This window comes from Mesoflavibacter profundi, assembly GCF_014764305.1.
Lineage (GTDB): Bacteria > Bacteroidota > Bacteroidia > Flavobacteriales > Flavobacteriaceae > Mesoflavibacter > Mesoflavibacter profundi.
Genome location: NZ_CP061703.1, coordinates 2,106,597 through 2,129,183 on the forward strand (window position 1 = coordinate 2,106,597; position 22,587 = coordinate 2,129,183).

At 31.0% G+C, this 22,587-nt stretch carries 15 protein-coding genes; 2 read left to right on the plus strand and 13 right to left on the minus strand.

Features of this window, described 5'->3' with window-relative positions; genetic code table 11:
* Positions 1-9 precede the first annotated feature (9 nt).
* From IFB02_RS09500 to IFB02_RS09525, 6 genes are all read right to left on the minus strand, one after another.
* A complete protein-coding gene (locus IFB02_RS09500) occupies positions 10-2,337 on the minus strand; it encodes a T9SS type B sorting domain-containing protein (protein ID WP_106687143.1) in 2,328 nt (775 codons plus the stop codon).
* Between the two features lie 60 nt (positions 2,338-2,397).
* Positions 2,398-7,239, minus strand: coding sequence for a T9SS type B sorting domain-containing protein (locus tag IFB02_RS09505; RefSeq protein WP_191072688.1), 4,842 nt, complete (start codon positions 7,237-7,239; stop codon positions 2,398-2,400).
* A gap of 108 nt (positions 7,240-7,347) precedes the next feature.
* Entirely contained in the window at positions 7,348-9,189 is a 1,842-nt protein-coding gene (locus IFB02_RS09510) for a T9SS type B sorting domain-containing protein (protein ID WP_191072689.1), read from the minus strand.
* Positions 9,190-9,224: 35 nt separating this feature from the next.
* Positions 9,225-12,548 carry a T9SS type B sorting domain-containing protein gene (locus tag IFB02_RS09515; protein ID WP_191072690.1) on the minus strand — a complete coding sequence of 1,108 codons (3,324 nt, stop codon included), beginning with the start codon at positions 12,546-12,548 and terminating at the stop codon, positions 9,225-9,227.
* 77 nt (positions 12,549-12,625) lie between these two features.
* On the minus strand, positions 12,626-13,462 hold the full coding sequence (locus IFB02_RS09520; RefSeq protein WP_106687147.1) for an ABC transporter permease: 837 nt from the start codon (positions 13,460-13,462) through the stop codon (positions 12,626-12,628).
* Between the two features lie 27 nt (positions 13,463-13,489).
* Positions 13,490-14,389, minus strand: coding sequence for an ABC transporter ATP-binding protein (locus IFB02_RS09525; protein WP_106687148.1), 900 nt, complete (start codon positions 14,387-14,389; stop codon positions 13,490-13,492).
* 100 nt (positions 14,390-14,489) lie between these two features.
* Between IFB02_RS09525 and IFB02_RS09530 the strand changes: the two genes are divergently transcribed.
* A complete protein-coding gene (locus IFB02_RS09530) occupies positions 14,490-15,548 on the plus strand; it encodes a hypothetical protein (RefSeq protein ID WP_106687149.1) in 1,059 nt (352 codons plus the stop codon).
* On the opposite strand, the gene IFB02_RS09535 is transcribed toward IFB02_RS09530, so the two are convergent.
* Genes IFB02_RS09535 through IFB02_RS09560 form a run of 6 tightly spaced genes read right to left on the minus strand, consistent with a single transcriptional unit; the run spans position 15,545 to position 20,532 of the window.
* The gene (locus IFB02_RS09535) at positions 15,545-16,060 is read right to left on the minus strand and encodes an IS1096 element passenger TnpR family protein (protein WP_106687150.1); all 516 of its coding nucleotides are present in this window, start codon (positions 16,058-16,060) and stop codon (positions 15,545-15,547) included. The two genes, IFB02_RS09530 and IFB02_RS09535, sit on opposite strands and share 4 nt — an antisense overlap.
* Positions 16,061-16,099: 39 nt before the next feature.
* Positions 16,100-17,119: a COX15/CtaA family protein gene (locus IFB02_RS09540; RefSeq protein WP_106687329.1), complete on the minus strand. Its 1,020-nt coding sequence runs from the start codon at positions 17,117-17,119 to the stop codon at positions 16,100-16,102.
* A complete protein-coding gene (locus IFB02_RS09545) occupies positions 17,116-17,568 on the minus strand; it encodes a GNAT family N-acetyltransferase (protein WP_106687151.1) in 453 nt (150 codons plus the stop codon). Before IFB02_RS09545 ends, IFB02_RS09540 begins: the two co-directional genes overlap by 4 nt.
* Before the next feature lie 2 nt (positions 17,569-17,570).
* A complete protein-coding gene (locus tag IFB02_RS09550; protein ID WP_191072691.1) occupies positions 17,571-18,986 on the minus strand; it encodes a CCA tRNA nucleotidyltransferase in 1,416 nt (471 codons plus the stop codon).
* A gap of 9 nt (positions 18,987-18,995) precedes the next feature.
* Positions 18,996-19,556, minus strand: a complete 561-nt coding sequence (locus IFB02_RS09555) for an L-threonylcarbamoyladenylate synthase (RefSeq protein WP_191072692.1) — start codon at positions 19,554-19,556, stop codon at positions 18,996-18,998.
* A gap of 1 nt (position 19,557) precedes the next feature.
* Positions 19,558-20,532 (minus strand): polysaccharide pyruvyl transferase family protein, encoded by a 975-nt coding sequence (locus IFB02_RS09560; protein ID WP_191072693.1) that lies wholly within the window; start codon positions 20,530-20,532, stop codon positions 19,558-19,560.
* Between the two features lie 124 nt (positions 20,533-20,656).
* Here IFB02_RS09560 and IFB02_RS09565 point away from each other — a divergent pair, with 124 nt between their 5' ends.
* Positions 20,657-21,439, plus strand: a complete 783-nt coding sequence (locus IFB02_RS09565; protein ID WP_191072694.1) for a glycosyltransferase — start codon at positions 20,657-20,659, stop codon at positions 21,437-21,439.
* On the opposite strand, the gene IFB02_RS09570 is transcribed toward IFB02_RS09565, so the two are convergent.
* Positions 21,436-22,503 (minus strand): glycosyltransferase family 2 protein, encoded by a 1,068-nt coding sequence (locus IFB02_RS09570; RefSeq protein WP_191072695.1) that lies wholly within the window; start codon positions 22,501-22,503, stop codon positions 21,436-21,438. The genes IFB02_RS09565 and IFB02_RS09570 overlap by 4 nt on opposite strands.
* Between the last annotated feature and the right edge of the window lie 84 nt (positions 22,504-22,587).

The window sequence follows — 22,587 nt, forward strand, 5'->3', positions numbered from 1 at the left end:
AAAAAAATATTAACGTTTTAAAGTAAAATGACTTCTATAGCTTCTACCATTTGCATCTGTAAAAACAAACCAATAATCGTTAGTTGGAAGTAGTTGTCCTTTAAAAGTACCATTCCATCCTTGACTTAATGGATTAAGTTGGTGCAAAAGTTTACCATAGCGATCAAAAATTTTAATATCTACATCCGAATTAAATGCTTCTGAAACGCCATAAGGTTTCCAAAAATCATTTACACCATCGTTGTTAGGTGTAAAATATTTAGGAAAACCAATGATAGCAATAGTTTGCTCAACGGTTTGGCAGCCATTAATTTCTGTAACATAAATAGTATGTAAACCAGCTGTTACATTTGTAAACACATTGCTGTCTTGGTATGGTAAATTGTCTATAGCAAAGTTAAACGCGCCTGTGTTTTGTAAATTAACAGTTACAATATTGTTATTAGAAAAATCTGTATAATCTATACTTTCTATTATTGGCGCTTCTATTGGGTTAACCGTAATCGTTCTAGAATTAAAACAACCGTTTGGATCTGTAATTATTACGGTATATATACCTATTTCATTTACATCTATAAAACTTGTGTTTACACCAGTATCTACACCATTTAATAACCATTGGTAATAATAATTGCTAGGCGAATCGTTTAAAACGCCACCATAAAGCGTAATAGTTTCAGGGTAATTATTAAGGCAGTAATCTAAAGTTTCATCTGTTTGTACTTGTGGTGTATACAAAACAGATAATTCTAATTCTGTAACTGCATAACAACTATTGTTTTGGTTGGTAACTTTAATGTAAATGGTTTGAAAATTAGCAACTGTATTCTGATAATTTAATGATAGCGGATTGTTTTCCGCGAAAGCGTTATCTAAACTGTCGTAAAACGTAATAGTTGAATTTGCTGGAACCGAATTTTCAACTTGCGTTTGGATTTGTGTTAAATCAAAGGTTGTAAAACCATCAATTGTATCTTGGTCACATTCATCTAAAGTATAAACCGGTAATGTGTTATTAGAAATGCTTAAATCTATTTGTGCGATAGAAGTACAATTACTTTGATTACTAGCTACTAATGCGTAGACTGTTTGATTAATTTGGGTATTATCAAAACTTTGAGGATTTTGAATTTCGTTAACTTGTAATTCTGCATCATTAAGCGAAACATAATAATTTGCTACGTAATAGTCGCTATTATTATTAATAATTGTTTGATCTGCATTTGTTAAATTAAACGTCGTAAATCCATCTTGATTGATATCGCAATTAGTAATTGATGTGTCTATTGCAGTAGGTTCATTAAATTGTTCTATTACAACTTCTCCGTAAGAAATACAGCCTGAATTTAAAGTCACTTCTACATTATATAATCCAGGAGTATCTACGTTGTAAGTAGAAGATGTTTCTGGTTGTAAATCGTTGTCTTTATACCATCTAAAACTACTAGCATTTACTTGAGACGCATCTAAAGTAACTGTATCATTTTCGCATAAAGCATTGTTAGTCTCTTGAAGTAAGTTAGGACCAAGATCTGTATATAATTCAAAACTACTAGCTTCTAAAAAAACAGCAGAATCATATCTGTAGTTTTGCTCGTCTGCAATTACTAATTTTACCTCGTAAGTTTGATTTGGAGTCGTGTTAGCAATTGCAGTTAAAACAGCAGTTTGACCGTTAAAATTTATAGGTGCATTGCTATTATTCCAACTTCCAAAATACGCTTGATTTTCTTCTTGACAAGCACCAGGAATTCCAGGATGAACTGTAGTGACTTTAACAGGTGTATTTGTATTAGGTACTAACGCAATATTCTCATATTGTTGCGTACCAGTTGGCCTAATTAAAAATCCAAATAAATCGGAATATTGGCAAGTACTAGAATTACCTTCTTGATATTCTTCTGAAGCAAATAAATATCTAAAACTAATTTGATTAGCAGGCGCAGTAAACTCAAACTCGATTATTGTAGCGTTTAATGTATTGGTTTCGTTAAGGATTTGTTCTAAATCAGGATCACCATTCCAGTTATTAGCATCGTCATCACTTAAAGTTGTATTTGGACCATTTACATTAGAAAGTTTTCCTGTACTTAAAACAATACCACTTTGAAACGGAAAAGAAGAGCCATTACTATCAAAATAACCATAACTTAAATCATTGGTAGAAAAATTGCCGCCAACGACATTAGTAACATTAACATTACTAATACAAGAATTGCCAATTAACACATCTTCAATTAGTTGTTGCGCAGAGTAAGTTGTCCAATCTGTAGTCACATTTTGTGATGATACTAGATTTGCACATAAAAACAATAAGCAGATTACAGTAAGTCTCATACATTTACAAATGGCATGCAAAGGTACGGAACTATTCTAATTTTTAACAGTTAATATATGTTAAAGCTTTAAGGTAAAGTGTCCTTTTACTTGAAACTCTATACTTCCTTTTTTAACATTAGCAACATACCAATAGTCTGTTGTAGGCATAACATTACCATTGTATGTTCCGTCCCAACCAGGCGAAGCATGTGTAAGTGTTTTAAGAAGTTTACCATAACGGTCAAAAATGTAAACAATTGTACCTTCTAGTTGTTCTACACCAGTAATATGCCAAGTATCAAAATACCCATCGTTATTTGGTGTAACAAATTTAGGAATGTCTATAATTACAATGTCTTTTGAAGTTGAATTACAACCGTTTAAATCTATCACTGTAATAGTATGTGGACCAATTGGTACATTGTAAAAGAAATTAGATTCTTGTGGATCATTATCGTCAAATTGATATAGATAATCACCAATTCCTGAAACTTCTACAGTTACATTATTAGGATCTGAAAAATCTACAGTTTCTGTAAATTCTATGGTTGCTGCTTCAGATTCTGAAACACTAAAGGTTGTAGATGTACTACATCCAAATTGTGTGGTCACTGTAACAGAATAGGTTCCGACTTGTAAAACTTCTATGTAAGAACTTGTGCTTCCTGTTGACCATAAATAACTATCTGTAGCAACATTGGTCTCTGCAGAAACTAGTAATGGTAAATCATCAAGACAAAGCACTTGATCTTCTATATCTACTTCTGGTTTACGATTTACAATTGTTGTAAAACTGGTAGTAGAGTAGCAGTTTGTCGTGTTGTTTTCAATTCTAATAAAATAAGGCGTTCCGTTTTCTGTTGTTACGTTTAAATCACTTAAAGCGTTTTGATTGTTGTCTGCATCAGATTGAGATTCGTGATAACTTACCGTAAAATTAGATGCATTTTGACTGCCTAAGACTATAGCTGTTTGCACACTTAAATCAAAGTTTGCAATAAAGTCGTAATCGTCGTCACAAGTCTGTAAATCTTGTATGGTATTAGCAGTTGGTAAAGGATTTGCTGTTAAAGTAAGTGGTTCTATATTAAAACAATCGCTACCTGTAAAATTAGCACGTAAATAGATGTTTTGACTACCAACATTATACGTGTAATTAGTGTTTAACATATTTTGTTGAAGTTGTGCATCGTTAAGTGTTGCGTAAAATTCTGAAACAATAGATTGTGTTGTGTCAATTAATTCTGGCAACGCATCGTTTAAATTGTAGGTGAAAGATGCATCTTCGCAAATTTGAATACTTACATTGGGATTAATTACTGGCGGAACTTCAACAATTAATTCTAAAGGAATTTCTGCATAACAATTAGAAACCGTATTTACGACTTTAATAAATACTGTTTGCGGATTTACCGTATTTGTGAAATTTTGAGGATTTGAAATTTGATTTATCCCTTGTTCTAATTCTAATGAATCTGTGTAATACTCGATTACCGTATTGTTTTGACGGATTGGTAATACTTCAACTTCAGAAACAGTTAAATCAAAAGTTGAAAAACCATCTGTATCATCATCGCAAGTTTCTAAAGCACTAGGCATGTTTGTTAATGGTACTTGAATTACATTGAATTCGAAACTAGCAATACCTTTACAATACGTTCCATTGTCTACTACTGCAAATAATTCTTGCGGATTTTGTGTATTACTAAATGTTGAAATTGGTAACGGATTAACTTCATTTTCTGCATCAGTAAGCGATTCGTAATAATTTACAATTAATGTTTCTGGAGAACCTTGTATAATCTCTGCAGTTACTGTATTTAAATCAAAAGTTTCTGATCCGTCATTAGTCACATCGTCACAAACAAAAACATCCGTTGGTGCATTGTAAATAGGGTACGATCCAACGACTATATCAAACGATGAAGTCCCATAACAACTATTGTCTGTTAAGTTTTGTACTCTAACATAAATAGTTTGAGGCGAAGATGTATTTTGGTATGCAACCGTTTTATCTATTGGAGCAATATTGTCTATAGCGTTTTGAGCAGTTTCAAAATACAAAACTTCTTTACCTGTTTGACCGTTTAAAATTTCGGCATCTTTATCTTGGAAGATAAAATCTGCTATTTGGTTACCATCGGTTTCGCAATTAGTATAGGTAGAAATGTTAGGGAAAACAGGTAAGGTATTTACAATAATTTCAAAGGGTTGTACAGCATAACAACCAGTAGTTGTATTTTCTACTCTACAAAATATGGTTTGTGTATCTGCATTATAATTTAATGTGTTAGTAATAGCGTTATTGCTAGCATCTGCATCATTTTGAGATGTGTGAAAAGTTATTGTGCGGTTAGTTGTATCGCTCACAATTTCGGCAATTTTAGCATCTAAATCTACTATGTACATACCATCTTGATCGTCGTCACAAATAACAATATCTGAAGGTTGCATAATGGTTGGAGCAGGCAAAACTTCAATATTAATTGAAGAAATTGCGTAACAACTAGTATTTGTGTTTTGTACTCTAACGTAAAGTGTTAAAGGATTAGTTGGATTATTATAAAATGCTGGTAAAATATTAGCATTATTATCGGCATCGGTTTGGGTTTCAAAATAACTTACATAAGGATTAGGTACACCAGTTCCAGCGTAAGCATCAAAACTTGAAAGTTCTATGCTTGTAAATCCATCGTCGTCGGTATCGCAGTAATATTGTGTGTCTGTAAGTGAAATGTCAAATCCTTCATTGATATGTAAAAATATACTTGCAAAATGCGTACAAGTAGAGCTGTTTAAGGTTATAAATAATTCGGTTGGATTTGTAGTAATCGTATATAAAACAGATTGGTCTATAGCGTTTGTACCGTTAGTTTGATCGGTTTCGGTTTCGTAAAAATCTATAGTTACATTCTCTAAGTCGTTAATAATTTCTATCCCAACTTGTTGTAAATCAAAATCCACAATACCATCATTACTAGCATCGTCACACTCGTAAAAATCTGTAATATTTGTCCCGGTTTCTAATAAAAAGGTATGCAGTTCCATTGGTACTACAGATGCGCAACCAGTTGCGTTATCTTCAACTCTAACAAAAACTACTTGTACATCTTGATCTATATTATCATAACTTGTTGGGTTGTTAATAGGATTTAAACCAAGATTTGCATCGTCTAAAGTTTCATGATAAGTTACCGTTACGTTAGTGAGTCCGTTTAAAATATCGTCTATATTTTGGGTTAAATCAAAAGTATCAAAACCATCTCCATCTTGTTCGCAAGCATCTAATTGTTGTACATCAGGATTTATAACAGGATTGGTGTTAACCTCTATATCTAAAGACGTTGTTGCAATACAACCAGTTGTAACATCCATAACGTGAACATAAACAGTTTCGGTTGGATTTGAAGGTGTATAAGGTTGAGGTATTGGATTTGCTCCTGTTTGAGCATCTGCAGGATTAAAATGGTAAGTAATTAAATAATTTACGTTGCTGTTAGTAATTTCGTCATCCTTTACAGTTAAATCTACGCTACCACCATTATTAGAACAAACCGAAAGTGTTGTTGGGTTTGTAACTGTAGGAAACGGATTAATTATTAAGTTGAAGGTTCCAACATAAATACAACCAGTGTTTGTGTCTTGCGCATTGTAATACACAGCTTGAGTTGGTGAAGTACTAGTTACAGAAGTTGTTGAGTTTTGATCATTTATCGCATCTGATTGTGATGTGTGAAATGTAATATTGTAAGTCGAATTTGGTAAAACAGCTTCAACTTCGGTAATTTTAGGATTTAAATCAAAAACTTCTGTACCGTCATTAGATGCATCGTCACAAACAACTATATCTGTAACAGATGGACCAGTTTGTATTGTATTTAAAGTTACATTTATAGTATCTTCAAACGTACAAAAACTAGCATTTAAAGGCACAGTGATTTGTACTGTATATGCACCATCTGACGTTACATTTAGTGTGCTGTTAATTTCAGCAGGAATAATAGCGCCATCTAAATACCATTGGTAAGTTGCTTGAGGATTATTAGTGTTTGCATCTAACGTAACAGATGCATCACAAGTATTAATATCGTTACCTAAATCTACCGAATCTGTAAAGCTATTTCCTTCTATAAAAACAGCTGTATCATAATTTTGGTCTGTTTGATCGGCAACAATTAATTTTATATTATACTGCACATTTGGTGTAATGGTAGCAGAAGCAGTTAAAATTGTTGTTCGTCCGTTAAAGTTAGTATCACCTATATTATAACCTTCAAAATAATTGGCATTTTCAGCAGGACAAAACCCAACTATTTCATCATGAATAGTCATAGTGTTAACTGGTGTAGATGTACCAGGAACTAACGCAATATTTTGATAAGGATTACTTGTTCCGGCTTCTCTAATTAAAAAAGCGAATCCATCTGAATATTGACAAGGGTAATCTGCAAAATACTCTTCTGATGCTAATATGTAATTAAATGAAATAGTACTTGAAGTAGATATAAAATCAAATTCTATTGAAGTTGCATTTAATGTATTGCTTATCCCTAAAGCAGTTTCTAAATCTGGATCTGTAGTCCAATTGGTTGTACCATCGTTTAACTCATTAGCGTTTAAAGCATTTCCAGCTGAAACAGCTTGTCCAGTGGAAAGCATTATACCGTTTTCAAAAGGAAAACTAGAGCCAGCTCTTTCAAAATATCCAAAACTAGAAAACCCATCAATTTGACCATTAATGTTAGAGCTAATATTGCTCACTTCTACACAACCTTGTACAAGATTATTTTCTACCAATTCTTGCGCAGAAAATGTATCATTTATTGTGATTTGCTGGGCAAATGTTAAATAGCCTAATAATAAATGTACAATGGTTAGCCAAAAAATTAGACTTTTGTTGTAGGTTTTTTCCGTTTTCATAGCTCGCTATCAATAGTTTATCTAAACGTTGGGAATTGATTTAGGATACGACAAACGTATTTAAAATATCGATAAAATGCAAATAATTACGATAAAATGTTTAAAAAATTATTTATTCAAATAAACCCAACCAACTAGATCTTTGTAGTTTTTATCGTTTAGCTTTAAGACATAAAAATACGTGCCAGAAGGTACAATTTGGTTGATGTTTATCACACCTTGATTAATTTGTCCATGCCATTTTAGGTTATTATTGCCTTTAAATAATAGCGTACCGTAGCGATTGTAAATTAGTAATTCATGATTTTCGAATACATCATAAAGACCTTGAATATTGAAAAAATCATTCTTGTTATCGTCGTTAGGAGAGAAGCCTTGAGGTATATAAGGAGGACAGTTTTCTGTGTTTAGTTCAAATACAAAAATATCAAAACAGTTACTGTTATCTGCAGTCATATAAATGGTTTGAGGCGTTTGGTTGGATACGTAATTTGCTGTGTTGATTATAGGATTATTTTGGGAGATAGCTTCATAGGTTTCATAAAATGAAAAATTTGAATACATAGATTGATCTATTTGATTTGTTACCTCTGTAAGGTTAAAAATTGCTGCATTAAAACCTTGATCACAGTCTAGCAATCCGTTAATTTGACTGGTTTCTGGAAGCGGAATTAAATTAATAGTAAGAAATATGTTGTTATTATTTTCATTAGTTTCTGTAATAGTACTTATTCCATTGCCATTATCATCAACTACTATTTCTAAAATAAAATCATCGGGATATATAGAAGGTATATTTAATGTGATCTGGTTAGTTTCGGTTGCGTTTATGTCAATATCATTTATGGTATTAGATTGACCTATTAAATTTCCGTCTATATAAAATGCTACAGGTGTATTTGCCGGTAAAATATCTGTGCTGTTTGCATTTTGTATGGTATAGTTTAGGTCAATTTCTCGGTTACCACAAGTAACTGTGTAAAAATTGTCAATAACTGTAGCGTCTGGAAGTTGGCTATTTAAAACAGTAATTATATTGTTTAAAATTATAAGATCTGCTCTAAAAAAACCAAATTCATCTAATCCACCAGTAGTTAGGTTAATAACAACTTCGGTATCTCCAATAGAAATGTTGTTTTCAATATTATAAACGTCTAAATCTGCGTTGTAAAAATTAGTGGCGTTAGCAAAGCTATTTGTACCATTAAAAGCATTATTTGCTAGGTTTAATGGTGGATTGGATAATACATTTCCGTTAATAGAAAGGCTTTCTCCATAGTTTAAAGCATTGTCGCCTTCCCAAGCTAAAAAGCCAATTTTTGCATTATCATTATCTAAAACATCAATATTGGTAAGCGTTATTGTTTTTTCTTGAACTTCAGAATTTATGATTTCTAAACCTAAAAATAGGTTGATTTGATTTAGTGGAAGATTTAAATCTTCATAAATAACATACAAACTCCAACCTGCATAATTTGTACGATTATTACAATACCCAAAGTTGGATAGTAATACATCATTAACGTTTAAATCTGAAACTGTATATGTAGTATTTCCTTCGGATAAAACTTGATTTGTCACATCTGCGTAAGACGAAAAATAGGTGAGCAACCCATTAGATCCAGCATTATAATCTACGTTAAAAGTATCTTGCGCATCAATACTTGTAGAGTTTAGCAAGACGTTTGTATCGCCACTTCCAGATCCAGACCAAAAAAGGTACGCAGCAATAATAGTTGTGTTAGCTGGAAGTTGTAAATCTGCAGAAGCTGATGTAGCTATAGAACAAAAAGAGCCATCTAAATTATTTTCGGCAGGATTTAATGTGTTTCCTATAGCTAAATAGTCGTATCTACCATTAAATTGCTGAAACAATTCTATGTTTTGTGCATTAGCAAGGTTGCAAATGCATAATAAAAATAGAGTAATACAAAATGTATAGCTTTTCATAATTTAGGACAATACGTTCTAAATGTACTAAAAAACTATCTTTTTAAGGTAAAATGACTTTTAAAAACACGACCATCTTGTAAGGTTACAGAAAACCAATAATCATTTGAAGGCATTGGTTGACCATTAAAGTTTCCGTCCCAACCTTCACTTTTTGGATCTATTTGTTTAAGTAATTTTCCGTATCTGTCAAAAATGAAAATCTTAGAATTTGGCTGAAATTGAGATGAAACACCATACACTTGCCAATAATCATTTACGCCATCATTATTTGGTGTGAAGTATGAAGGAAATCCAATTACCGAAATTGTTTGATCTACAATTCCGCAATTATTTTTAACATCTCTAACATTAACAGTATATAAGCCTGCAGGAACTTCGGTAAACGTATTGTTGTCTTGATAACCAGTACTATTGCCTAATGCATCTACTAATTCGTATTGATAAATTCCTTCTCCATTAGCTTGTACAGTAACTTGATTGTATGCGTTATCACCATCTAAAATTATAATATCACTAATGGTTGCAATATTTGAAGGTTCTACAACAAAGGTTCTTGTTTTTTCGCATCCGTTTACCGTAGTTGCTGTTACAGTGTATGTTCCTGGTTGATTTACTTGTATACTGTTTGTATTTTCTCCTGTAGACCAACTATAATAATAAGTATTGTTTAAAGGTGTTGTTGCAGATAGCGTTATTTCTTCAGGAAAATCATTTAAACAGTAGTATAAAGTTGAATCTGCTTCTAATTCTGGTCTTTGATTAATAACTAAATTTACTTCGCTTATACCGTAACAATCATTATTATTTTCAGCTCTAGCAAAAATGGTTTGATTATATGCATTTGTATTATTGTACGATGTTGGAAGTATATTACTTTCAGTTAAGGCATCGTTATAAGTTTCGTAAAAATTAATTGTAACTGTGCTTGGTAATGCTAAAGACATTTCTGTACTTATTTCAGTTAAATTAAAGGTGTTAAAACCGTCTTCAGAGCCTAATTCGTCACAAACTTCAAATTGAAAATTATTTATTTGAGTTGTGCTAACCTCAAGTGTTAACTCTGTAATATGTGAACAACCATTTACATCTATAGTAGAAGCAAAGACAACTTGCGGATTAGTTAAATTGTTATACGATGTAGAATTTGTTATTGGTGAATTCTCGTTTTCTGCATCATTTAAAGAGTTATAAAATATAACATCTAAGTTATTGTCTCCGTTAGTGATGTCTGACACAGCTTCTTCTAAATTAAAAATTGTATAACCATCTGGTATGCCATCTTCGTCACATTGTAATATTGTATGATCAAAACTTTCTGGAACAGGATTGATTATTAAATTAAAACTTTCAACAGAATAACAATCTATATTATTCATGTTTTCTAATCTTACAAAAATTTCTTCTTGAAAAGGTGTTGTATTGTAATAGTTTAAATTTAAAGGGTTTTGATTAGCATTTGCTTCATTTAAATTAGAATGATAAGAGATATTAAATAAAGACGTGCTTTGCCCGTTATACACTTGGTTGTTAAAGCTTGATAAATCTATGTTAGTTTGACCATTAGTGTCGTCTCCATCTGAAGAATCATCACAAACTAGATAGTCGTCTAATGTTGGTATTACCGGAGTTTGATAAACTTCTAAATTAAATGATGTAGTAGCAAAACAATTTGTGTTAGCAATATTTTCTACTCGCGCATAAATTGTTTCGATTGGTGATACATTTTGATAGTTTATGTTTAACGGGTTTTGTTTGTTATCTGCATCTGTTTGCGATATATAATAGCTTACTTGATAAATTGATGCATCTTGACCATTTAATATATCTGCATTTTGGTTACTTAAATTAAATGTCCAAACATTATCGTTATTATCATCACAAATTATTATATCGTTAGGCATTGTAGCTGTAGGAATATCGTAATATGTAACAATAGCTTGTCCTTCTTTTACATCACAGTCGCCATTATTTAGATCTATAACAACTTCATAATTTCCATCTTGGTTAATAAGTAATTCGTTAGGTGTAGAAGGTGTTGGTAACGGATTTCCGTCTTGAGTCCATGTGTATGTTGCTCCAGGAATATCTTCGGCAATTAATGTATAATTATCGCCAGTACACAATGGTAAATCAACGCTGTTTGAGGTGTCTGTTGGAATAATATCAATTTTTTCAACAAAAAATGAAGCTATAAAAGGCGGTAAACCTTGTCTAGAAAGTCTATTGTTTAGACTTATAGATTGGTGTTGGTAATCTGCTGCTTGACCTAAGTTATTAGGAGAGTTTATTGTGCTTAAAAAAGGAGTACCTTGATTGTAAGTCGCACTTAAAGAGCGGTAAATTTTTCCGTCAGGACCTAACTGTAAAGCACTACGATACATTACTCTTTGATCAAGTACATTTTCTGAAGCACTAATGTTGGTTGCATTTAAATCGTATTGTAAAAGTGCTCCGTATTGTGCATTTGGATTATTGAAATCGTCTTGAGGAGTTTCAAAATAAGTTGAAACATAAAGTATTTCACTACTAGGTGAAAATTCTACACCATAAGCTCTTTGAGGATTACCTTGCGGATTTATGTTTATGTTAATACTTTGCGGGTTAGAAACCTGACCAGTATTTGTGTCAAAATCAAATAAATATAGTCCTTCACCGATATTTGCGCAAGCAATTTTTGATCCATCAGGAGATATTTTTAAGTAGCCTCTTCTTTCAGTTATAAAAAAATTAAATATACTAACAACTGGAGTTGTATTTACACCAGAAGAGGTAACTTCATAAGCGTAAAATGAATTATTAATGTCACTATTACCGTCTGAATTGGCAAAAGTTATAACCCAAATATTTTCTGTCTGGCAATCTTTTAATACAGCACTTAACTTTTCTGAAGTATTGTTAAGTAAATTTATGTTTTTATTATTAGTTACTTCACCTAACCCAGTATTTAAGGACATGTCTACTTCAGAATAATGAAAACCTTCGTCTGGAGTGTTTTGATATTGTGTATCAACAGTAAAAATATAATAAATATCAGGATCTTGAGGTTTAGGTATGATAATAGCAGATTGTGTACTAGATGGATTACCCTTTAATCCATTACCATTAGCCATAACTTGATGGTTTTTATTAAATACTGTAATTCCATCAGTGTAAAATAATAAGTCACCATTACTATCAGAGATGCTAGTGCAACCTTCATCTGTTGCTAATTGTCCATCTAGAAGTGCAGATACAGTATTTGTTCCTGTGTCAAAGTTTATTCCTGCGTTGTTTCCAAAATACCAATTGGCAGCTTCATTTTGAGAATAACATAATGAAGTTGCCAATAAAATTGTTAATAATATTATCTTTTTCATAACCTTGTTAGCATAGCAGCGTAAAGATATTATAATTACAAAAAAATAATATTGTTTAGATTGTTAAAATCTAGGTTTTATAAATCGCGCTTTTCAAGTAATTTATAGGATCCGTAAATAAAAATTGCTGTCCAAACTAAAACGATTACTATTTGATACCAATGTACTGAGTAGTCAAAGTTGAAATCTTCGCCAACTTGTTTGGCTAATTCTTTAGCAGCACCAAGTCTTGATCCTGGTTCTACGATTAGATTAGACATACTTTCTAGAGGAAAGAATTGTGTAATGGTTTTCCATGAGTTTTCTGTAAATTCTATTTCCCAACGTAATAATCCATAGGCGATTTTTTCTATGATAAACCACACAAATAAAAAGCCTAATGCAAATGCAGATCGTTTTATTAAGATGCCTAAAAATAAACAGAAAGAGAAGAATCCTAATAGTTTTATAAAAAAGGCTAATACATATTCGGTATCAGAAAACACATGATAAGCTTCTGTTATATCTGAAAACGAGTATCCTAAAATTAAAGTTATTATTGCAACAAATAGTGTAGAAAACAAAGCAAATACACTAACTGTTACAAATTTTGAGGCAATAAATTCTTTTTTACTTAAGCCATCTATTAAGTTTTGTTTTATGGTTTTGTTGCTATACTCATTTGCCATCATAGACACAATTACAATAGCTAAGAAAAATTTTAAAGATGCTGCGACATAAGTATTAAAATGCCATATATACGGAAAGTCAAAAATACCTTGATCTGCTAAATGAAATTTAATTGGACCAATATCAAATTTAATTGAAGCTATTAATGCTATTGAAGTTAATAAAATAAAGTAGGCTAAAATTAGCACTTTACTTGATCTGTTATTCCAAAGTTTGATTAATTCTATATTTAAAAGACGTAACATTTTGATTGATTTTTTTTGATTGATAGTTTAGTTTAATTGAACTGTAAGTTGCAAGAATTGTTCTTCTAAGCTCTCTTTTCTAAGCACTAAGTGTGATAACCTAATACCTGCATTAAAACAATCTTGATTAAACGCTGAGGCTGACATAGGTTGATCTAAAAAAGCTGTAATTATTTGATCATTTTCTTTAACAGAAGTTATGTTTTTATGATCATTTAAAAACTTAATTAACTCAGCATTATTGTCAGATTTTAACTCAAAAAAACCATTGCTTGTTATCATTTGGTCTACTGGACCTTCGTAAAGTTTTTCGCCTTTTCTTAAAACAACAACATGCGAACACACTTTTTCAACTTCATCTAATAAATGTGAAGCTAAAAGTATAGTTGTGCCTTTACTAGCTATGTCTTTTATTAAAGACCTAATTTGATGTATACCTTGCGGATCAAGTCCATTTGTAGGTTCGTCTAAGATTAATATTTCTGGATCGTTTAGTAATGCGCTTGCTATGGCAAGACGTTGTTTCATCCCTAAAGAAAACGTTTTAAACTTGCTGTGTTTTCTTTCTAAAAGTCCAACTAGTTCTAGTTTTTCGTCTATTTTTTGTTCTGGAATATCTTTTATTTTACACACTAGCTTAAGGTTTTTATACGCAGTCATGTAAGGGTAAAAATTAGGTCGCTCTATAATAGCGCCAATTTTTTTTAAGGCTTCATGCGTAGATAAATTACCATTAAACCATTTAAATTCTCCAGATGTTTTGTTTACCACATTTAAGGCAATGCCTAATGTTGTAGATTTTCCGCTTCCGTTAGGACCTAAAATTCCGTAAACATTTCCTTTGTTTATAGTAAAAGATAGATTGTTTACAGCAGTTAGTTTTCCGTAGGTTTTGGTAAGATTGGTGATGGTTAAAATTGTACTCACAATAATATTGATTTTTTTGATTGATATAAGTAAGACGATTGTAGCTGGGTTTTGTTACAATTTATAAAATTTGTTACTAAATTTGAGTAAATTAGGATCTATGCAAGATTTAAAAATTTCTAAAAAGAAACCATCTTATCCTGTAAACGAAAAATTACACGAGTATTTAAATGAATATAATCGAAATTTAAAAATCTCGATTTTATATGAAGATTTGTTGCGTTTTCAAGGATCAGTAACGGTTTATGATAAAGACGATAATGACACGCTTTGGATACGCGTGTATTATAACGAATTTGATCGCGCAGAAATTGATCTTAACCTAAAAAAAGTCTACACTCAATTACATTCTGACGGAAACGAAAAAACCATTCCGTTTTTAAATGTAGATGCTGTAGATTACTGCACCTTTGGTAATAGTAAACCGTTTAGAGTAAAAGTTAGAAATATTTTAAATGATAATTACACTTATTTTTATGTAAAAAAAGCAGATGCATCTAGAATCTATGGATTAGAATTAGAGCATATGCTTTCGCCATACAATTTAAATTTTTTAGTCTATAAAAATACCTTAATAGAAGAGCATATTGCAGGTATACCAGGCGATGAGTTTATTCAAAATAAATTATCTGAGTGTTTACCTTCAGAAAAATCTCAAATCGCAAAAGAGTTTGTAAAGTTTAACGAGCGTTGTATGATTAGATTACTTGGTGATATGCGTGCATACAATTATGTCATTGTTCCAACGCACGATTTTGATCATGTAGTATTTAAAATTAGAGCTATAGATTTTGATCAACAATGCTATGAAGGTAAGTTTAATGTGTACCGACCACAATTTTTTAAAGAGAATAATAAAATGGTGGCATTAGTTGCAGAAAAACTTACAAAAGATTCTATTGATCAGTACAAAATAGAAGAGCGATCTACCATAGCAAAACGTATGATTAGTTATCAAGATAGAATAGGAGAGTTGTTAGATTGTATGACTAACGATACTATTTCTATTGAAAAACATATCGAAATGCTTAAATCTAAAATCTATGATTATACTTTGGATTTAGAGTTTAAACGCAGCAAAAATATGGGAGAAATCTTAAAAAATGCTTTAGATTTTGTAAAACGAAATTATCAAGATGTTAATACCAAAGGGTATTAATTCCAGTTTTCATCAAAATCTAAACTTTCATAATCATCAATATCGTAGTCGTCGTCAAATTCATTAAAGTCGTCGTCACTATCGGCTTCAAAAACTTTTTCTGGAGCTTCTGTAGGAACTTGACCTTGTACATACATTAGGTTAGGATAATCTGTGCCTTGCGCTTCTTCAACAATTTCAGCTAATTCAACAAAAAATGTCCACATACTTAAAAAGTCGTAAACATAGATAAGTTTAGTTTGTGCTTCGTGTACGATATCTGCAATGGTAGTTTCATTCATTAATTTAACTTGATTTAAACCATCGCTCATATCAAAAAGGCTAATTTCTTCACCTTGATTCCATTCGTCATCACTAATATAAAAAGATGCCATTTCTGTACCATCAAACCCAAAAGATTGAGTGATAACATTGTGTAGATCTTCCATAGTATCGTTTTCACGAATTTCAAAATCTCTAAAGATATCTTCTTCTGTATCGTTGTCTAAAATAGCTCTAAAACGGTAAATCATAATTAAAAAAATAAGTTTACAAAGATAAGGTTTTAATCCTTATTTGCTAAATCTATGTAAAGTAAATGTCATTGCTGTTAATAAGAAAAACGCACCAACTTGATGTGCAACACCTAACCAAACAGGAACTTGTAATAATAGGGTTAATACACCTAAAACAAATTGTAAAAAGACTAAGCCTATTAAACTATTTAAAGCCAGTTTTTGGTATTTGGTTTCTACAAATTTTTGTCCTTTAAAAAATACGATTAGTATTAATGCAACTACAAAATATGCAAGTGTACGATGTACAAACTGTACGCCACTTTTACCTTCGGTTAAGTTTAATAAAATCGAATTTTGTTCGGTATACACAGTTTCATGAATAAATTTACCTTCACTCATCATTGGCCAATGGTTATGTATCCAACCTGCATCTAAACCAGCAACAAAAGCGCCATAAATTATCTGTACTAATAGCACAAATGTAGTTACGCGCAACAAGTTTTTAAATCCGGTATCTGTAACCTTGTTAAAAGGAAATATTAAATCTAATGCAACCCAAAATGTTAGCGCAAAAGTGATAAATGCAGTGGTTAAATGCGCAGCTAGTCTAAAATGACTAACATCTGGTCGATCTACCAAACCACTTTTTACCATGTACCAACCTAAAAATCCTTGAAAAGCACCAAGACACATCAAACCTATTGCTTTTTTTATAGTTGGTCTGGTTAGTTGTTTTGTAATTAAAAAATATACAAAAGGAAAGAAAAATACTAACCCAATAACACGACCAATAACACGATGGATCCATTCCCAAAAGTAGATATCTTTAAAATCTTCTAAAGTGAAATGGTTATTAAGTTTTTGATATTCTGGATATTGCTTGTAAAGGTCGAAAGCGGCATTCCATTCGGCGTCATTCATTGGTGGAATTGTTCCAGAAATTAATTTGTAATTAGAAATTGATAAACCAGAATGTGTCAAGCGTGTGATGCCGCCAACAATTACCATTATAAAAATTAATAAACAACCTGTTAAAAGCCAATAAATTACTTTTTTGTTATCTTTCTTTTTCATTTTAATTCTTTTAAAAAACAAACACTATTTTCTACGCCAGCATACTGACCAAAATTTGGTATTATTTTATAATTATTTTTTTTGTAAAACTTAACCGCTTCGGTTTGTTTTAAACCTGTTTCTAATAAAGTAGATTTAATATTAAGTTCTTTTGCCCAATCCTCTAAATCTTTAAGAATTGCAGATGCAATACCTTTATTTCTTGCTATAGGCGAGGTATACATGCGTTTAATCTCTACACTAGAATTGTTAAAAGCTTTAAATGCACCGCAACCAACAGGTTGGTTGTCTACATACGCAATAACTGTATGCTTTAAGACGTCTATGTTATTAAATTGATTATAAAATTCATGATCATCTCCATCAACAATTTTTAAATAAGCATCTAAATCTTTTACAAGATTTATAAAATCTGGATGATCGGAATTTGTTCTAATAAGCCTTAACATACTTACTCTCTTTTTAAGCCTAAAGCTTTACCTTTTTCAAGCATTAAATTAAAAGCTGCTTCGTGATCGTTTGGGATATCACCTTCTAAAATAGCTTCCTTAATTGCTTCTTTGATTACACCAACTTCTCTTGAAGGTTTTAAGTTGAAAGTCTCCATGATTTCTTCTCCAGAAACTGGTGGCTGAAAGTTTCTTACCTGGTCCTTTTCTTCAACTTCAACTAATTTTTCTCTTACAATTTTAAAGTTGTTATGATATTTTTTAAATTTTTTAGGATTTTTTGTCGTGATATCTGCTTCACATAGCGTCATTAAATCATCAACATAATCTCCAGCATCAAATAACAAACGTCTAACTGCCGAATCTGTTACGATATCTTGAGCTAAGACAATTGGTCTAGAGCTCATAAAGACTAGTTTTTGGACGTATTTCATCTTATCATTTAAAGGCATTTTTAAGCGTTTAAATAAATGAAATACCATTTTGGATCCTTCAAATTCATGACCATGAAACGTCCAACCTACTTTTTTGCTAAACTTTTTTGTTGGTGCTTTACCAATATCGTGTAATAATGCAGCCCAACGCAACCAAACATTATCTGTATGTTTTGCGATGTTATCAACAACTTCTAAAGTGTGATAAAAATTATCTTTGTGACGTTGTCCTTCTTTTTCGTCAATACCTTTTAAAGCGGTTAACTCTGGTAAAATTATTTGTAAAAGTCCAGTTTTTTCAAGAAGTAAAAAACCTATTGAAGGTGTTGGACTTTCTAAAATTTTATTTAATTCTACTACAATACGCTCTTTAGTGATAATTTTTATGCGTTCACTGTTTTTAGAAATGGCTCTTAAGGATTGGTTTTCGATTTTAAAATCTAATTGTGTCGCAAATCGTATGGCGCGCATCATGCGTAATGGATCGTCACTATACGTGATATCTGGATTTAATGGCGTACGTATTATTTTGTTATCTAAATCTTCAACACCGTTAAATGGATCTAGTAAGTCTCCAAAATTAGCTTCAGAAAGATTTAAAGCTAATGCATTTATAGTAAAATCACGACGGTTTTGATCGTCTTCTAACGTACCATTTTCTACAACTGGATTACGACTATCTTCGTTGTAGGATTCTTTACGTGCACCAACAAATTCTATTTCGATATCATCATACCGTAGCATTGCTGTTCCGTAGGTTTTAAATACTTGAACTTTTGGTTTGTTTGGTAATAAATTAGAGACTTCTTTTGCAAGTGCTATTCCACTACCAATAGCTACCACATCTATATCTTTTGCATTACCGCGTTTTAAAATAAAATCTCTTACAAAACCACCTATTACATAACTGTCTAAGTTAAGGTTTTTAGAGGCTTGAGAGATTGTTTTAAATATTGGGTTTTGTAGTGCTTGTTTGTAATTCATCAGGTAAATTTACTCACGAATAATCTTTACTTCACCATTACTAGATAATTTGATTATTGTAGATGGTTTGGTATTGTTTTTTTCGTTTTGCAAATTTACAACATAATCCACACCTTTTAAAATAGGTGTGCTTATTTCTTTAAAGGAATTTGGTGTTGGTTCTTCAGCAATATTTGCTGAGGTAGAGACAATTGGTTTTCTAAATTGCTGGATTAGTTTTTGACAGAATTCGTCTTTTGGAATTCTAATAGCTAACGTGTTGTCTTCTGCAATTAGATTAGTAGCTAAACCAATTGGATTATCATAAATAATAGTTGTTGGTTTGTCACTAAATTCTATTATTTGGTAAGCAACTTCTGGTACCTTTTGAATATATTTTTCTAACATTTTTAAATCACTAACCAAGCATATTAATGCTTTAGAGGCTTCACGCTGTTTTAATTGATAGATTTTTTTTACTGCTTCAAAATTTGCGGCATCACAACCAATTCCCCAAACTGTATCTGTTGGGTAAAGTATGGTGTTACCTTGTTTAAGGTGCTGTATTGTAGTAGCTATTTGCTGCTCCATTTTAAGAATTAATAAATTGACTAACGTCTTTTATAAGTTGTTCTCTGTATTTTAAATGTTCTGTTCTTACAATTTTACTTGAATTTGTAAACTGTTGTTGTAGTTCTGTTTTTTCGGTATTTAAGATTTGGTCTATAGTAAAGGTGTTAAAAAAGTCCGTAATACCTTCAAATCTACTGGTATCTCTATCTGGTCTAACAAAAATTACAGGTGTACCAAAAGCTAAACAAGGTAATGCAACATGAATTCTAGAAGTAACTACAAGTTTTGCAGATGCATAAAGACTTAAAAGCTGTTCTGCTTTTTTAAATTTTTCTTCATGCGTTTTTGCATTAAAATCTTGATTAGAAACGGTTATACTTTGCTCTAAAATAGATTTAGGAATTAATTTTTCTATAATTTTTTTAGCCTCTTTTTTTTCTTTGTATTCTTTTAAAAAAGACTTAGTTGCATTTATAATAGGCTTGTGAGGATTTCTAATAGTTTTCCAAAGACTTTTTTTATTAATATCGGACACGTCGTTTTTATGTGATAAAATATCGCATAACACAATTGCATTTGGTGTTGTAGTATTTTGATATTTCTCTTTCTCTAAAGTAAGTGTTAAACAACCAGAAAAGTAGGCTTCTACACCATTTTCTTCTAATTTTTGAAGTGTAAATTTATCACGACAACCAATGGGTTGATGCTTCTTATAATAGGCTATAGCTTCTGGACTTGTTAATGGTTTTTTAGCAAAATCGTTGATATGAAACGAAACAAATTTAGGAAGTAAAGTCTCGCTTGGTGGCCAATGTTCTGGGTGATGCATAAACCAACCGTTTAAAATAATTTTAGCATTTTCAGTGGTTTCATCCAATGCTTCACGACTAATCAACGCATCTACTTGTGGTAAAAAACGCTTTGCAGCTAGACTTTGTATGTAATCGCCAATATTTGTTTCTTGATCTCTATATTTTAATAGTGCGTATTTCATTAACCTATTTATTTTGGTGTAAAATTATGGTAATAAAGCTTAAACGCCAATAATCTTAAAAAACAATTCTTTAAATTTTAATCTTAAAGTTTAAAAATTGTAATTTTGAACTTTAAAATTTTATATGGCTTTACCTATTATTCAATCTTTATGGATTGGCGGTTCTTTATCAAAAATAGAACAGCTTTGCATTAATTCTTTTTTAAAAAACAATCATGAGTTTCACTTGTATACTTATGGAGAAGTGCAAAATATTCCTGAAGGAACAACAGTAAAAGATGCAAATGAAATTATTAATTCATCTGAAATTTTTACTTATAACGGTGGAAGCTACGCCGGTTTTGCCGATTGGTTTAGATGGGAATTGTTATATAAAAAAGGTGGTTTTTGGGTAGATACTGATGTAATTTGTATTAAACCTTTTGATTTTGATGAAGATGAAGTGTATGGTTCAGAATCTATAGATCTTGTTTGTCCTGCTGTTTTGGGATTTAAACCAGGACATGAGATGTGTAAATTTTTAAGTCATAATTGCGAATTCCCAAATACTATTTTACCTTACGATAGTAAACACCAAAAAAAGGTAAAGCGTAAACGTAAATTTTGGGGTAAAGGTAGAGAGCATATAGAATGGGGCGAATCTGGCGGACCAGAAGGATTTACTAAGGCTTTAGATTATTTCAAAATAAAGGACAAAGCCAAACCATTTACCTATTTTTTTCCAATACATTTTTCTAACTGGCATACAGTTTACGATAGCACTTTTAAAAATAGTGCAGATTTATTTAAAGATACTTACGCGATTCATCTTTGGAATGAAATGACTAGACGCGAGCCTAATTTTGATAAAAATGCAGATTTTGATTCGCAATCTTTAATAGAACAACTTAAAAGAAAATATCTTTAAGCCATCTTAGCTTGTATTAATAGTAGTTGGCGTTTTATTATCTTTTTTAGACTTTTAGATCTATACCAACGCAAATAGTTAAGCGTTTTATCTAAGCCTAAAGGTAATACTGTTTTAAAATTTTGGTGTAATTTTTTTAAGCTGCTACTTAAATTGTTGTAACTAACTTCTGGTAGTTTCACAACTTTAAAAGCATTTGTAATTAACTTATTAACGTCTTCTTTATCTTGATTTGGCGTGTTAAAATAACAATGTGTTATTATGGTCATTTTAAAATAATTCAAGTAAAGATTTGTGACGTTTTTTGCTTCAGGTGATTCTGCGTTTAGATAATATTTTTGATAGATAGTATTTAAAATATCTAAATATGCTTTGGTGTTTTTAATGTTGAAATTATTGGTAATAGAGTTTTGATTTCCAGTATTGTAATAATATGTTGTTTGATCACTTAATATAATAGATTGGCAGTTAATTAAGGTTTCAAAAAACCATAATTCGTCTTCATGTAATAATCGGTCTTTAAAAGCAAGGTTATGCTTAGTAATAAAGGCTTTTTTGTATAATCTATTATGTGCAACACAACTTACTTTATCATTTAATACCATTGGTATTAACTTGTAATTGGTATTTGATAACTTTTGGTTTACTGGTAGATAATGTTCTAAATAACCAATAATGTTTTTGTTATGTCCATCTGTTAATGCAGTCTTGCCAAAGATAATATCTGTGTTGTGAGGTATTAAATTAACAAAATTTTGAAGCGTGTTTTTATCAATCAAATCGTCTGCATCCAAATAATAGATGTATTTTCCTTTACTAATTTTTGTTCCAGAATTTCTAGAACCAGAAAGTCCTTGGTTGTCTTGATAATAATAAATAATTCTATTGTCTAGATTTTCAAAAGCGGTAATAATTTCCTTAGAATTATCCGCGCTACCATCATCAACAACAATACATTCCCAATTTGTAAATGTTTGATTTATTACATGTTGAAGAGTTTTTTCAATATATTGTTCTCCGTTATAACACGGAATTATTACTGAAATTAAAGGCGTTTCTTGCATGAAAATTAAAATAGATTGTAAAATTAAGTTGCAAATCTTCAAAAATAAAATATAATGGCTAATAAATTATAAAATGCTATTTTT

Coding starts and splice junctions, on each gene's coding strand:
- IFB02_RS09500 (WP_106687143.1), bottom strand. CDS start 2,337: ATGAGACTTACTGTAATCTGCTTATTGTTTTTATGTGCAAATCTAGTA.
- IFB02_RS09505 (WP_191072688.1), bottom strand. CDS start 7,239: ATGAAAACGGAAAAAACCTACAACAAAAGTCTAATTTTTTGGCTAACC.
- IFB02_RS09510 (WP_191072689.1), bottom strand. CDS start 9,189: ATGAAAAGCTATACATTTTGTATTACTCTATTTTTATTATGCATTTGC.
- IFB02_RS09515 (WP_191072690.1), bottom strand. CDS start 12,548: ATGAAAAAGATAATATTATTAACAATTTTATTGGCAACTTCATTATGT.
- IFB02_RS09520 (WP_106687147.1), bottom strand. CDS start 13,462: ATGTTACGTCTTTTAAATATAGAATTAATCAAACTTTGGAATAACAGA.
- IFB02_RS09530 (WP_106687149.1), top strand. CDS start 14,490: ATGCAAGATTTAAAAATTTCTAAAAAGAAACCATCTTATCCTGTAAAC.
- IFB02_RS09535 (WP_106687150.1), bottom strand. CDS start 16,060: ATGATTTACCGTTTTAGAGCTATTTTAGACAACGATACAGAAGAAGAT.
- IFB02_RS09540 (WP_106687329.1), bottom strand. CDS start 17,119: ATGAAAAAGAAAGATAACAAAAAAGTAATTTATTGGCTTTTAACAGGT.
- IFB02_RS09545 (WP_106687151.1), bottom strand. CDS start 17,568: ATGTTAAGGCTTATTAGAACAAATTCCGATCATCCAGATTTTATAAAT.
- IFB02_RS09550 (WP_191072691.1), bottom strand. CDS start 18,986: ATGAATTACAAACAAGCACTACAAAACCCAATATTTAAAACAATCTCT.
- IFB02_RS09555 (WP_191072692.1), bottom strand. CDS start 19,556: ATGGAGCAGCAAATAGCTACTACAATACAGCACCTTAAACAAGGTAAC.
- IFB02_RS09560 (WP_191072693.1), bottom strand. CDS start 20,532: ATGAAATACGCACTATTAAAATATAGAGATCAAGAAACAAATATTGGC.
- IFB02_RS09565 (WP_191072694.1), top strand. CDS start 20,657: ATGGCTTTACCTATTATTCAATCTTTATGGATTGGCGGTTCTTTATCA.
- IFB02_RS09570 (WP_191072695.1), bottom strand. CDS start 22,503: ATGCAAGAAACGCCTTTAATTTCAGTAATAATTCCGTGTTATAACGGA.